The sequence below is a fragment of the Loktanella sp. F6476L genome (assembly GCF_023015725.1).
Classification (GTDB): domain Bacteria; phylum Pseudomonadota; class Alphaproteobacteria; order Rhodobacterales; family Rhodobacteraceae; genus Yoonia.
In genome coordinates this window covers 355,112-368,704 of the sequence record NZ_JALKAR010000001.1, presented here as the reverse complement: position 1 = coordinate 368,704, position 13,593 = coordinate 355,112, and the positions used below count along the sequence as shown (strand labels likewise).

15 protein-coding genes are annotated in these 13,593 nt (G+C 54.6%); 9 read left to right on the top strand and 6 right to left on the bottom strand.

Going from position 1 to position 13,593, the window contains the following annotated elements; all coding sequences use genetic code 11:
• The first annotated feature begins 22 nt into the window (after positions 1-22).
• Entirely contained in the window at positions 23-409 is a 387-nt protein-coding gene (locus MWU61_RS01855) for a hypothetical protein (RefSeq protein WP_247126298.1), read from the top strand.
• A gap of 99 nt (positions 410-508) precedes the next feature.
• Entirely contained in the window at positions 509-2,584 is a 2,076-nt protein-coding gene (locus tag MWU61_RS01850) for a bifunctional sulfate adenylyltransferase/adenylylsulfate kinase (protein ID WP_247126296.1), read from the top strand.
• 75 nt (positions 2,585-2,659) lie between these two features.
• Here MWU61_RS01850 and MWU61_RS01845 read toward each other — a convergent pair whose 3' ends face one another.
• Positions 2,660-2,884 (bottom strand): DUF1150 family protein, encoded by a 225-nt coding sequence (locus tag MWU61_RS01845; protein WP_247126294.1) that lies wholly within the window; start codon positions 2,882-2,884, stop codon positions 2,660-2,662.
• Positions 2,885-2,888: 4 nt separating this feature from the next.
• Positions 2,889-3,302 (bottom strand): Hsp20 family protein, encoded by a 414-nt coding sequence (locus MWU61_RS01840; protein WP_247126292.1) that lies wholly within the window; start codon positions 3,300-3,302, stop codon positions 2,889-2,891.
• Positions 3,303-3,499: 197 nt separating this feature from the next.
• Between MWU61_RS01840 and MWU61_RS01835 the strand changes: the two genes are divergently transcribed.
• From MWU61_RS01835 to MWU61_RS01825, 3 genes are all read left to right on the top strand, one after another.
• Positions 3,500-3,718: a DUF465 domain-containing protein gene (locus MWU61_RS01835; RefSeq protein ID WP_247126291.1), complete on the top strand. Its 219-nt coding sequence runs from the start codon at positions 3,500-3,502 to the stop codon at positions 3,716-3,718.
• A gap of 69 nt (positions 3,719-3,787) precedes the next feature.
• Positions 3,788-4,276 carry a 5-(carboxyamino)imidazole ribonucleotide mutase gene (gene purE, locus MWU61_RS01830; protein WP_247126289.1) on the top strand — a complete coding sequence of 163 codons (489 nt, stop codon included), beginning with the start codon at positions 3,788-3,790 and terminating at the stop codon, positions 4,274-4,276.
• Positions 4,269-5,342 (top strand): 5-(carboxyamino)imidazole ribonucleotide synthase, encoded by a 1,074-nt coding sequence (locus tag MWU61_RS01825; protein WP_247126287.1) that lies wholly within the window; start codon positions 4,269-4,271, stop codon positions 5,340-5,342. The genes purE and MWU61_RS01825 overlap by 8 nt, the downstream gene beginning before the upstream one ends.
• Before the next feature lie 27 nt (positions 5,343-5,369).
• Here the strand turns inward: MWU61_RS01825 and MWU61_RS01820 are convergent, their stop codons facing one another.
• Entirely contained in the window at positions 5,370-6,101 is a 732-nt protein-coding gene (locus tag MWU61_RS01820) for an alpha/beta fold hydrolase (protein WP_247127197.1), read from the bottom strand.
• 112 nt (positions 6,102-6,213) lie between these two features.
• Between MWU61_RS01820 and MWU61_RS01815 the strand changes: the two genes are divergently transcribed.
• Complete coding sequence (locus tag MWU61_RS01815; RefSeq protein ID WP_247126286.1) at positions 6,214-6,660, top strand: NUDIX domain-containing protein; 447 nt, start codon at positions 6,214-6,216, stop codon at positions 6,658-6,660.
• Here the strand turns inward: MWU61_RS01815 and MWU61_RS01810 are convergent.
• Positions 6,657-7,493 carry a DMT family transporter gene (locus MWU61_RS01810; protein WP_247126284.1) on the bottom strand — a complete coding sequence of 279 codons (837 nt, stop codon included), beginning with the start codon at positions 7,491-7,493 and terminating at the stop codon, positions 6,657-6,659. The genes MWU61_RS01815 and MWU61_RS01810 overlap by 4 nt on opposite strands.
• 118 nt (positions 7,494-7,611) lie before the next feature.
• Here MWU61_RS01810 and yghX point away from each other — a divergent pair, with 118 nt between their 5' ends.
• Entirely contained in the window at positions 7,612-8,499 is an 888-nt protein-coding gene (yghX, locus tag MWU61_RS01805; RefSeq protein ID WP_247126282.1) for a YghX family hydrolase, read from the top strand.
• A 120-nt stretch (positions 8,500-8,619) separates the two neighbouring features.
• Here the strand turns inward: yghX and groL are convergent, their stop codons facing one another.
• Positions 8,620-10,257 carry a chaperonin GroEL gene (gene groL, locus MWU61_RS01800; RefSeq protein ID WP_247126280.1) on the bottom strand — a complete coding sequence of 546 codons (1,638 nt, stop codon included), beginning with the start codon at positions 10,255-10,257 and terminating at the stop codon, positions 8,620-8,622.
• A gap of 63 nt (positions 10,258-10,320) precedes the next feature.
• Complete coding sequence (locus tag MWU61_RS01795) at positions 10,321-10,608, bottom strand: co-chaperone GroES (RefSeq protein WP_247126278.1); 288 nt, start codon at positions 10,606-10,608, stop codon at positions 10,321-10,323.
• Between the two features lie 197 nt (positions 10,609-10,805).
• Between MWU61_RS01795 and MWU61_RS01790 the strand changes: the two genes are divergently transcribed.
• Positions 10,806-11,795: a TraB/GumN family protein gene (locus tag MWU61_RS01790; RefSeq protein ID WP_247126276.1), complete on the top strand. Its 990-nt coding sequence runs from the start codon at positions 10,806-10,808 to the stop codon at positions 11,793-11,795.
• A 133-nt stretch (positions 11,796-11,928) separates the two neighbouring features.
• Entirely contained in the window at positions 11,929-13,563 is a 1,635-nt protein-coding gene (locus MWU61_RS01785) for a phosphate ABC transporter substrate-binding/OmpA family protein (protein ID WP_247126274.1), read from the top strand.
• Positions 13,564-13,593: the final 30 nt, after the last annotated feature.

Below are 13,593 nucleotides of genomic sequence, written 5' to 3'. Positions count from 1 at the left end.
CAACCGACGAAGCCTTATTTGTATGCTTCTGTTCTGCGGGGCTCCGGTCGCCTCGCAGAAATTGGACCAGCTTTCCTGTGCAACACCGCAAAACTATGTGCGTGTGGAAATTAGCTTTGCCAACAATCTGCTCACAATGAACGAGCAGCCACCGCTTACGTTTACTCAAACAACAGCAGACAAGCTTACCAATCAGCTGCCAGACAACGTGATCTTCGCAGGTGCAATGCAATTAAAACCGCCCGCACACCTGCCACCTACTCAGGCTGGCTTTATCCTGTTCGAGGGGGAAGGCGGGCATATCACACTGTCTGAGTATTTTATAACCCAGATCGACAGCACCAGCCTTGCCTTTGCTCCCGTTGAAGAAATAATGTCTTTGCGCCGGATGACCTGCACCACATCTTAACTATCTCAGCGGATAAATGACGCTCGAAAAAGTTTGTTCTAGCCTGAACAAACCTTTCGTGACATACGTTCACGCGTGAACAAACCCTGAGTCGTGAGTATGCCGTTGCCAACCCTGAAACGCAGTGATGAAGACGAAGACCACCTCTTCCGTCTTCTTCGTCAGCTAGATGTCGCACCTGATGCGTCACAGCGGGCGCTTGCTGCTGCATTGGATATATCATTGGGCCGACTCAACGCACAACTACGTGCTGCGACTGATGCGGGTCTGATAAAACTCACCGACACTGACAGCACCGACAAACGTAAACGCGTCGCCTATGCGATCACGACCCGCGGCGCGTCTGAAAAGAACCGCCTCACGGATCGGTTCTTGAAACGCAAATTCGCCGAATACGACAAAATTCATGCCGAACTTACTGGCACCACTTCTGGATTTAATCCTCTGAAAAATAGGACAAATTTTATGGCCGATACGCTCGCTCCAATCCCAGAGCTCTATGTTTCTTACGACTCAGCCCAAAAGCTGAAAATGGAAGCAGCAGATCTCGCATCCCACGACCTGACACCGCGCCAGATCTGCGATCTTGAATTGCTGATGAACGGTGGCTTCAACCCACTGAAGGGCTTTTTGTCCGAAGAAGATTACGACGGTGTTGTTGAAAACATGCGTCTGGCAGACGGCCAGCTGTGGCCAATGCCGATCACATTGGACGTGTCCGAAAAGGAAGCCGAGACCATCGAAGTTGGTCAAGACATTGCCCTGCGCGACCAAGAAGGCGTGATCCTCGCGACTATGACGGTCACTGACAAATGGACACCAAACAAAGCACGCGAAGCTGAAAAAGTGTTCGGTGCCGACGACAGTGCGCACCCTGCCGTGAACTACCTGCATAACCAAGCGGGCAACATCTACCTCGGCGGTCCTGTGACAGGCATCCAACAGCCAGTTCACTACGATTTCCGTGCGCGTCGTGACACACCGAATGAATTGCGCGCCTATTTCCGCAAAATGGGCTGGCGCAAAGTTGTTGCGTTCCAAACACGTAACCCGCTGCACCGCGCCCACCAAGAACTGACGTTCCGCGCTGCAAAAGAAGCCCAAGCCAACCTGTTGATCCACCCAATCGTTGGCCTGACAAAGCCGGGCGACATTGATCACTTCACACGTGTGCGCTGCTACGAAGCGGTTCTGGATCAATACCCAGCCTCTACTACAGCGATGTCCCTACTGAACCTCGCTATGCGTATGGCTGGTCCACGCGAAGCTGTTTGGCACGGCCTGATCCGCAAAAACCACGGCTGCACCCACTTCATCGTTGGTCGTGACCACGCGGGCCCAGGCAACAACAGCCAAGGCGAAGATTTCTACGGTCCATACGATGCGCAGGACTTGTTCCGAGAGCATCAGGAAGAAATGGGCATCGAAATGGTGGACTTTAAGCACATGGTTTATGTGCAGGATCGCGCCCAATACGAGCCAGCTGACGAGATCGAAGATAAAGAAAACGTCACGGTTCTGAACATCTCAGGCACCGAATTGCGCCGTCGTCTGGCCGAAGGTCTGGAAATTCCTGAATGGTTCTCTTTCCCATCTGTTGTGGAAGAGTTGCGCAAATCGCGTCCGCCACGGGCACAGCAAGGCTTCACCGTGTTCTTCACGGGCTTCTCCGGCTCCGGTAAATCCACAATCGCCAATGCGTTGATGGTGAAATTGATGGAAATGGGCGGTCGTCCGGTGACGCTTCTTGATGGTGATATCGTTCGGAAGAACCTGTCATCTGAACTGGGCTTCTCAAAAGAGCACCGCGATCTGAACATTCGCCGGATCGGCTATGTTGCATCCGAGATCACCAAAAACGGTGGTATCGCGATCTGTGCGCCAATCGCGCCCTATGCAACGACACGTCGTGCAGTCCGTGAAGATATCGAACAATTCGGCGCATTCATCGAAGTCCACGTCGCGACATCCATCGAGGAATGCGAACGCCGTGACCGCAAGGGTCTGTACAAGCTGGCCCGCGAAGGCAAGATCAAGGAATTCACAGGGATTTCAGATCCATATGATGTTCCAGAGAATGCTGAATTGGTCATCGAAACTGAAAGCGTCGAAGTTGATAACTGCGCGCATCAGGTGATCCTGAAGCTGGAATCAATGGGTCTGATCAAAGGGTAATTCCGGCGATCGACCAAAAGAAAGCCCCGGCGTGATCATCACGTCGGGGCTTTTACGTTCAAAAACCGAAAAGATTTAATGAAGGGTCATCGGGACCAAATCATTCGCTTTTGCCAGATGTACGGCCAGTTGCCGGTTGGCCGCGACGGCAAGCTGCGCACCATTTGCATCATGCAATGCAAACACGCTGTCGCTTTCTAACGCATCAAGGTTAATGTCAGCCGGCACTTCGCTCGCCATGACTTCTTTGATGTACACGATATTGCTGTCGTTCTTGGCAGCCTCGTATTTGTCATTCATGTCTTCACCCCTTCCGAATTGAAATCGTCTGGACGATTTGCTCTGGTTCTGATCGGGTCAGATCCACGTGCAGCAACCCGTTCTCCATCACTGCTTCTCCTACATCAACACCGTCAGCGAGAACAAAGTTCCGCTGAAACTGGCGGGCGGCGATGCCACGATGCAAGAACACACGGCTTTCGTTGTCCTCAGATTGACGTCCTCGGATGACAAGCGCGTTGTCTTCGACCGTAATCGCCAGATCATCATCGGAAAAACCGGCGACAGCCAATGTGATCCGGTAGGAATAATCCGACGTTTGTTCAATATTATAGGGTGGGTAGCCTTCGTTCCCGCTTTTCGCGGTACGTTCGACCAGTTGTTCAAGTTGCTCAAAGCCGAGCAGGAACGGATGCGTTCCTAAAGTGAGTTTTGTCATACGACACGTCCTTACGTCCAAAGCGACCGTCTGTTTCAGATCCCGCATTCGGCAATCTGTTGCCTAAAATATGGTGTCACCGTTCGCGTCTTGCAACCCCGCAGATCGTAAAGGAAAAGCTAGGCGTTTGCGTCGTCACGCTTTATAAAAAACCGTGAGATATGTGCTGGCACTGCCAGTTCGACAAAGGAAAACGCATGAACAGCTCCGCTACGATGGAACAGACAGAAGTTCTGCGCGTTAAGCTCGCGGTTCTGAAACAAGAACACCGCGATCTTGATGATGCCATTCACGCGCTGCACGAACGCGGCGTGCCCGACATGCTGACGCTACAGCGGCTGAAACGGCAGAAACTGGCGCTCAAGGACGAAATTGCGTCCCTAGAGGACCGAATAACCCCTGATATCATCGCATAAGCGCATTGCGCACAGGCCGCGCCTAGCTATATTGCCGCTTCCATCGGCACCTTCCGCAGCGAGACCCACATGACAGCAATTTCCGTCGGTATTATTATGGGCAGCCAATCTGATTGGCCCACAATGAAAGAAGCGGCGGATATTCTCGACGCGCTCAACATCCCTTACGAGAAAAAGATCGTGTCTGCGCACCGCACGCCTGATCGCTTGTGGGACTATGGCAAAACGGCCGTGGATCGTGGCCTTCAGGTCATTATCGCAGGCGCTGGAGGCGCTGCGCATCTACCAGGTATGATGGCGTCCAAAACGCGCGTCCCAGTAATCGGTGTTCCTGTGCAGACCAAAGCGTTGTCGGGCGTCGATAGCCTTTATTCTATTCTACAGATGCCGCGCGGGTTTCCTGTTGCGACCATGGCGATTGGTGCTGCGGGCGCATGTAACGCGGGCCTGATGGCCGCTGGTATCCTTGCCCTACAGGACCCCGCTTTGGCGACCCGTTTAGAGAAATGGCGCGACGACCTGAGCGCATCAATCCCGGATGAACCTACCGATGTCTAATCACCTTCCCGTTGGCGCAACGATAGGCATCCTTGGCGGCGGACAATTGGGTCGCATGCTCAGCGTTGCGGCTTCGCGGCTCGGTCTCAAAACACACATCTTTGAACCCGGTGCAAACCCGCCCGCCGCGGATGTGGCGCACGCAGTGACGACCGCTAGCTACGATGATGTTGCAGCGTTGACGACCTTTGCGCAATCGGTCGATGTGATCACCTATGAATTTGAAAACATTCCGACATCTGCTTTAGATGTGCTGGAAAACATCAAGCCAATCCACCCGAACCGCAAAGCATTGGCCACAAGCCAAGACCGCTTGACCGAAAAGACATTCCTGCAAGACCTTGGCCTGCAAACTGCGCCTTTTGCGAACGTCGAAAACGCGGTGGATTTGACGGCAGCCATCGACACCATCGGCACACCTGCGATCCTGAAAACGCGAACGATGGGTTATGACGGCAAAGGTCAGGCACGCATCAAGTCGGCTGCAGACGCGGATCAAGCGTTGGCAGATATGGCAGGTGCAACTGCTGTCCTCGAAGGGTTTATCGATTTCAGCGCAGAGATTTCCATCATCGCGGCGCGCAACCCCGATGGGGCGGTGTCCTGCTACGATCCGGGCGAAAATGTCCACGTGAATGGCATCCTGAGCACAACAACTGTGCCCGCCAATCTGACGCCAAGCCTACGCACCGACGCTGTTCTTTTGGCGGCCGGTATCTTGAATGCGCTAGATTATGTAGGGGTGATGGGCGTCGAACTGTTCGTGACGCCCAACGGGCTGATCGTGAACGAGATTGCCCCGCGTGTGCACAATTCGGGCCATTGGACCCAAAACGGGTGCACGATTGATCAGTTCGAACAGCACATCCGCGCAGTCGCAGGCTGGCCTTTAGGCGACGGGTCGCGGCACAGCGACGTTGTCATGGAAAACCTGATTGGCGACGACATGGATAAGGTGCCGGAGGCCGCGAAAACAAATGCGGCGATCCACCTTTACGGTAAAGCTGATGTAAAGCCGGGTCGGAAGATGGGCCATATCAACCGTGTGACAGGCGCAGCCAAATAGGCGTGCCCGTTTTGGCGATCAACACCGCTATTCCAGACCAAAAACGACTTCGCCAAAGCTAAGGTCGCGGTCGAAATGACCTGTGCTCAAGAACGCTTGCACCTGCGCGATCACCAGCGGATTGTTCATCATGAAGGTATGGGTAACGGGCAGCACGATATGATCATCCATACCGTCTAAACGCGTGCTATCCACTGAAACTTTCCCGTCGTCCGCGCCTTCAATCAAAGCAGAATAGACAGGGTTCAGCGACTGATCGCCGGCAATAATTCCGATCTCGTAGGGAACTTCGTCCAACTGGTTCGGCACCGATGACGGTTCCGTCCCCAACTGCAACCCTGCGGGTCCGTGGATCCATTCAAACGGTGGATAATCCCCGAACACGTCAACCAGTTCGGATCCCTGATTGGGCGGTGCCAACATCACGACCCGCCCCATGTCAGCTGGACGGTTTTCCGTCAGCCATGCCCGCGCCAGAATGCCCCCCATCGAATGGGTCACGAAATTCACGCGCCGATCACCACAAGCCGCGACATTGTCCCCGACTTGGCGTTCGACCAGTTCTTCGATTGGGTCTTCTGTGGATGGGTAACCGGTGTTGATGACCTCATATCCTGCCGCCTTAAGCACCGCCTCCATCGGTGCCAGTGACACCTCTGATCGCGCCAAACCATGCAACAAAACAACGCATTCCTGCGCCGTCCTTGGGGCTGCGTGCACTAGGCCTTGGGTAATCGGGGCGCAGCCGATCAGGATCATCGCCGGTATCAAAGCTAATCTCATCATAATCATGTAGCATTCCCGATCCGCAATTGAAGTCCCGAATACAATCGCCCTTGCGTCACAAGCGAAGCATTGCCAAGTTGCGAGGATGTCAAAGCCCCCTCGCCTCGCTGTACGTGCCGTGCTTGTGCACGATAATCGTCTTCTTTTGGTGAACGCATGGGGCGGTGGGGACGATTTGTGGTGCGCACCCGGCGGCGGTGTTGAACCGCATGCGAGCCTACCGGACAATTTGCACCGCGAAATTATGGAAGAAACCGGCCTTGAGGTTGCAATTGGAGAGGTCTGCCTCGTCAATGAATTCAATGACGTTGCACGGGATTACCATCAGGTTGATGTTTATTTCCGGTGCACCCTGCGCGCTGGCGTTCTGTCTGACGACTGGCAAGACCCCGAAGGCATCGTTACAAGCAGACGATGGGTGACCCGCGCCGAGATGGCCAAGATGCAGGTCAAACCAGACAGTCTTGCCGCTGTCGCGTGGGAAGACGCAGATGCACGGACCTATGACCCGTTGGAACCCATCGTCCGTTAGCGGGACGGTTTCAACGAAATGGCAATGCCGCCAAGCACCAGCGCACCCGCGATCAGCAATCGCGTTGTAAGTGGTTCAGCCAACAAGACCGTCCCCGCAGCCACGGCAATCACAGGGACGGACAATTGCGCAACCGCCGCAGTCACTGTCGCCAATTGCGGCAAGCATCGATACCACAACGCGTATCCCAACCCCGATGTCACAGCTCCTGCAATGATAGCGACCGATGTGCCGGGCACCGTTATTGTTCCTAAATCAGCCACCAGCAATGCCCCCGAAACCAACGGGAAGCACAGCAAAAAATTACCTGCACTCGCAGCCAATGCATCCGCCTCGCCGCGCCCAAGCAATGTGTACGCCGCCCACGCCACACCAGCCAAGACCATCGCAGCTGCCCCAGCCATCGGCACGGCAGCACCGCCACCGGGCCACAGCAGAACTACCAGCCCAACCATCGCAACACTCGCGCCAATCCATCTGATGGGTGCGATCCGCTGGCCTTCAAAAACCGCCCAGCCAAACATGACCACCTGCAACACGCCAAAAAGGATCAAGGCGCCAAGTCCCGCACCAAGCGTCAGGTAAGACCACGAAAAACCAATCATGTATAAGGCCAACGCGATAGCGCCAGCACCGCGTTTCGCAGTCCAAAGGTTAAGCCCCCCCGCCCTGCGGATCATCACCAACACTGTCAGCATTACGGCCCCCGCAAGCGTACGAATGACCGCAAAAGCCATCGGGTCCATGCCGTAGCTGGCCACGCCTAGGCGGTTCAGAATGGAGTTGGCCGCGAACGCGGTCATGGTCAGGGCTGTCAGCAAGAATATTTTCATAACGCCTGTCTGTCGAAATCGTGACACGAGAACAAGCGCGGCAGGGCTATCGCGACCACACAATCGCGCTACTATCAACACACGCAGAACGCGAAACGCACCATAGGGGAGCAACAGAATGAACCGCATGACCGCAAAAGACTTTGATCAGGGACTGCTTGATCTGTATGATTTCTACGCACACGGCAAGATCACGAAACGTGAATTCCTAGATAAAGCAGGACGTTATGCCGTTGGCGGGGTCACCGCCATGGCACTTTTGAACATGCTTAGCCCGAATTACGCGATGGCCGAACAGGTGTCATTTAATGACCCGGACATTGTTGCAGACTACATCACGTATCCGTCACCGAACGGCACCGGCGATGTACGTGGCTATCTTGTCCGCCCCGCAAACGTCGAAGGACCGCTGCCTGCCGTGCTGGTTATCCACGAAAATCGTGGCCTAAATCCGTACATTGAAGACGTGGCACGCCGAGTTGCAAAGGCCGGTTTTATGGCGCTCGCACCAGATGGACTGACGTCGGTTGGCGGATATCCGGGCAACGATGCGGACGGTCGTGACCTGCAACGTACTGTTGACGGGACCGAACTGATGAATGACTTCTTCGCGGGCTTCGAACACCTGATGGGCCGCGACGATAGCACCGGTAAAGTGGGGGCCGTCGGGTTCTGCTACGGTGGTGGCGTTGTCAGCGCCCTGTCCGTCGCTTACCCCGAATTGGCTGCTGGGGTGCCGTTCTATGGCCGCCAACCTGCCGCCGCCGACGTGCCTAAAATCCAAGCCCCCCTGCTCGTGCAAATGGGTGAACTGGACGAACGGATTAACGCGGGCTGGCCCGATTTTGAGGCCGCGCTGAAAGCCAACGAAAAGACCTACGAGGCCTATATCTACGAAGGGGCCAACCACGGTTTCCACAACGACAGCACACCGCGCTACGACGAAGCAAAAGCTGAATTGGCGTGGAGCCGGACGATTGACTGGTTCAATACGCACCTGACCTAAGTCGCGAAAAGGGCGCCCCATTCGGGACGCCCTTCATTGTTTCTAGCGGTTTGGGTTCTCATAGCCTTTTCGTAGAGAAGACACTGCCACCCGCATCACCTTCGACAAAGTCGAAAGTGATTACATCATGCCGCCCATGCCGCCCATGTCAGGCATTGCTGGTGCAGCGCCTTCTTTGGCTGGCTTGTCTGCAACCATGGCTTCTGTTGTGATCAACAGACCAGCAACGGATGCGGCGTCTTGCAACGCTGTGCGGACAACTTTGGCCGGATCGATCACGCCGAACTTGAACATGTCGCCATATTCTTCGGACTGTGCGTTGAAGCCGAAAGACTTGTCGTCGCTCTCGCGGATTTTGCCGGCAACAACTGCACCGTCAACACCGGAGTTTTCAGCGATCTGACGCAGAGGCGCTTCGATTGCACGACGGATGATAGAGATACCAACAGTCTGATCAGAGTTTGCACCCTCAAGGCCTTCGAGCGCTTTCGCACCCTGAACCAGAGCAACACCACCACCAACAACAACGCCTTCTTGAACAGCAGCGCGTGTCGCGTTCAGTGCATCGTCAACGCGGTCTTTACGCTCTTTGACTTCCACTTCGGACATGCCGCCGACGCGGATAACAGCAACACCGCCAGCCAATTTGGCAACGCGTTCTTGCAGTTTTTCACGGTCGTAGTCGGATGTTGTTTCTTCGATCTGCTGACGGATTTGTGTAACCCGTGCTTCGATCTCAGCTTTTTCACCAGCACCGTCAACGATAGTTGTTTCGTCTTTCGTGATGTTCACACGCTTGGCAGAACCCAACATGTCGATTGTGACGTTCTCAAGCTTCATGCCGAGGTCTTCGGAAATCACCTGACCACCTGTCAGGATAGCGATATCCTGCAGCATGGACTTACGACGATCACCAAAACCAGGTGCCTTAACAGCAGCAACCTTCAGGCCGCCACGCAGACGGTTCACAACCAGAGTTGCAAGCGCTTCGCCTTCAACATCTTCTGCGATGATCAAAAGTGGCTTGCCGGACTGGATCACTGATTCAAGCAGTGGAACCATTGGCTGCAAAGAAGACAGTTTCTTTTCGTGCAGGAGGATGATCGCATCTTCCAGCTCAACTGTCATTTTTTCTTGGTTGGTTGTGAAGTAAGGGGACAGGTAACCGCGGTCGAACTGCATGCCTTCTACAACGTCAGTCTCTGTTTCAAGACCTTTGTTTTCTTCAACGGTGATAACACCTTCGTTGCCAACACGCTGCATCGCGTCTGCGATCTGACGACCGATTTCAGCTTCGCCGTTTGCAGAGATTGTACCAACCTGCGCAACTTCGTCTGAATCGGACACAGGACGTGCAGCTGATTTGATCGCTTCAACAACTTTGGCAGTTGCCATGTCGATGCCGCGCTTCAGGTCCATTGGGTTCATGCCAGCAGCAACGGATTTCATGCCTTCGCGAACGATCGCTTGGGCCAGAACTGTTGCTGTTGTTGTACCGTCACCGGCTTCGTCGTTGGTCCGGGAAGCAACTTCCTTAACCATCTGTGCGCCCATATTTTCGAACTTGTCTTCAAGCTCGATCTCTTTGGCAACAGATACACCATCTTTCGTGATGCGCGGTGCGCCGAAAGATTTGTCGAGAACAACGTTACGACCCTTTGGGCCCAGCGTTACTTTTACAGCGTCAGCGAGGATGTTGACACCGTTCAGCATACGACCACGTGCGTCGGTACCGAATTTTACGTCTTTAGCAGCCATTGATTAGCTCCTTAAATTCTAGTTTTCGTTTCAAGCGTAGATGCCCGAAGGCACCAATCCAAATCAGGTAATGATACCGAGGATGTCGCTTTCTTTCATGATCAACAGGTCTTCGCCGTCGACTTTCACTTCTGTGCCGGACCATTTGCCGAACAGAACTTTGTCGCCTGCTTTGACGTCCATTGGGATCAGCTCACCGCTGTCTTTACGTGCGCCAGTACCCGCAGATACGATTTCACCTTCGGAAGGTTTTTCTTTTGCGGCGTCTGGAATGATCAGTCCGCCTGCTGTCTTTTCATCGCTTTCGATACGACGAACCAACACGCGGTCATGCAGTGGTGTAAATGCCATCTCCGAACTCTCCTTGTTCGCGTTAAAACTGGTGTTATCACTCACAAGTCGCGAGTGCTAACGATGCATAGGTAGGCAGGTCGCAAACACGAGTCAACACGCCCGTTTGAGTTTTTTGACATCATTCTAAATAGGCTGTGGACACAGGGTGTAGTCGGGTTACCCTGCCGCAAAACCAGATCCCGAAAAGGACGCTTATGTTTCGCGCAGCTCTAACCGCCCTTACCACACTCACCGCCCTGCCCGCATTCGGGTTATGCGCTGGCGAAAGCTATCTCAATCAACTTCCGCAACCTGTGCAGGACGAGATTGCACAAGCGGTTGAAGCCACCCCCAACAATACCGGGCTGATCTGGACCGCGACCAAAGGGGATGACACGCTAACCCTTGTCGGCACGATGCATGTCTATGACGCGCGGCTGGAACTGCTGCGCGTGCGTGCGCGCCCCGCCATCCAGATCGCAGACCTGTTAATGGTCGAAGCCACCGCCGATGAGGAAGCGGCGATGCAGGACGCATTTATCGCCAACCCTGACCTTTATCTGATCAACGACGGCCCGACGCTTCCTGAACTTCTGGCGCCGGACGTCTGGGAAAAGGTTCAGCAAGCCGCCCAAGATCGCGGGCTGCCGTCGTTTTTCGTCGCAAAGTTCCAGCCGTGGTATTTGTCGCTGACGCTTGGCATTCCCGCCTGCGCCATGGCCGAAATCGCGCAAGGCGTGCGCGGCTTGGACCATATGCTGATTGCAGACGCTGAAGCCTATGATGTGCCTGTGCAAGCCCTTGAGGGCTGGGAAACGCTGATCGACATCCTGACCGACGGCACCCAACAAGAACAGATTGATCTGCTGAAACTCGGGTTGATTGACGCCGCAGATCAACAAGCGTTGTTTGTCGCGATGCTTGACGCCTATTTCTCGGAACAAATCGCGCGAGTCTGGGAAGTAAGCCAGATCGCGGCGCGCGAATTGACAGGTATGTCCCCCGAAGACGCAGCCGCGCAAATGGCCGAAACCCAAGACCTATTGCTGGACCGCCGCAACCAAAACTGGATGCCCGTGATCGAGGCCGCGACAGAAACGCACGACAATATCGTGATCGCCGTTGGGGCCGCACATTTACCCGGCGAATTGGGACTTGTCGCGTTGCTGAATGCTGCTGGTTGGGAAACACAGCCGTTGCGCTAATGCGCATTACGCGCTTCAACTGAATTGGCAAAAGACGTTAGGGAACCGCCATTGTGGGGCGCAATGTTGACGCATTGTTGCCTTGGTTCACAGCTTTATGCGGCGAAACCGTTTAATAGTGTGAGAAATAGTTATGAGCGCCCTAACTCCTAAATCCCGTAAGAAACTACCGTCCGTATTGAGCGCCGCCGCAAGCTTATTTGTGCTCGCAACAAGCCCTCTGACCGCGCAACAAAATGCCCCTATCCAGCTTGAAGCAAACGACGGCAGCATGTCGATCTCTGGTCAGCTCCTCAGCTACGAAGACGGTATGTATATTGTTGAAACCGAAGAACTCGGCACCCTGCGCATTCAGGCCAAGAGCGTGACATGTACCGGCCTTGTCTGCCCTGAAGTCGCGGAAGCTGCACAGGATTTTGGTCCGAACTTCGGCATATACGGTTCACGGACTGTTGGCACGACATTAATCCCGAACTTGTTGCGTGGCTACGCGGCATCCGTGGGCGCAACTTATGAACTTGAAACGACTGCGGAAGCGGCTGAACGGATCATCCGCCTGACAAACGCAGACGGCACCTTGCGCGCAGAAATCGATCTGCAATCGCGCGGGTCCGGCAGTGCATTTCCTGCGATTGCCGACGGCAGTGCAGCCATTGGCGTTGCCGACCGTCGCATGAAAGACAGCGACGTCGAAAAGATTTCTGCCGCTGGTATTCCTGATCTGCGCGATACGGCTGACGAAACGGTTCTTGGCGTGGACGGCATCGTCATGATTGCCCACCCCGATAACCCGGTTCGCAACCTGACGTCCGAAGAAATCGCGAAAATCTGGTCCGGTGAAATTACAAACTGGCTGGAACTTGGCGGCGGTGATCATCCCATCACAGTCAATTCCTTCAGCGAAAGCTCGGGCGACCGCGCCGTTATGATGGATGCGCTCGTGCGCCCGAACAACCGTGACGAAAAAGAAGACGTGATCCGTTGGAGCGCCTACCAAGATATGGTTGATGCGGTTATGGCAGATCGCGGCGGCATCGGTTTTGTTGGCCGTTGGTTGGCACGGACAAACGACGTGAACCTGCTGTCCATTCGCGAAGAATGTGGCCTGCTGTCCCCGCCAACAGACTTCCGCATGAAGATCGAAGGCTACGCTTTGTCCCGCCGTCTGTACGCCTACACAAAGCCGGGTCAAACCCACCCGGAAGCACAGGCGTTTCTTGATTGGACACTGACCAGCGAGGCACAAGCGTACATCAAGGAAAGCCACTTCATCGACCGCGAACTGGAACGCATGCGTCTGGAAGACATGGGCATGATGCTGGTCCACACGGCTGCCGTTGAACCTGACTTCGATGGCGCACAGTACTCTGACATGATGCAGCAATTGCGCGGCGCTGACCGGTTGAGCACATCTTTCCGCTTCTCTTCCGCATCAAGCATCCTCGATGTCGAATCCGTGCGGAACGTTGAAGAGCTGGCAGAGAAAATGGAAAATGGCGAATTTGCAGGCCTTGAAGTCTTGCTGGTTGGTTTCGCCGACTCAGTCGGCAACCGCGTCCAGAACACGGCGCTCGCACAAAACCGTGCCGAAGCAGTACGTGACGTGTTGGCAGGATCGCTTTCTGCTGAAAACGCAGCACTTGTGAAGCCAATCAGCTACGGTGAACTGCTGCCGTTGTCTTGCAACGATGGCGAAGTAGGCCGTGAACGCAACCGCCGCGTTGAAGTATGGTTGCGCTTGCCAAACAGCCGCAACACACTGCGCTAATCTGAAAAGACCGTGAATACGAAAAGGGCA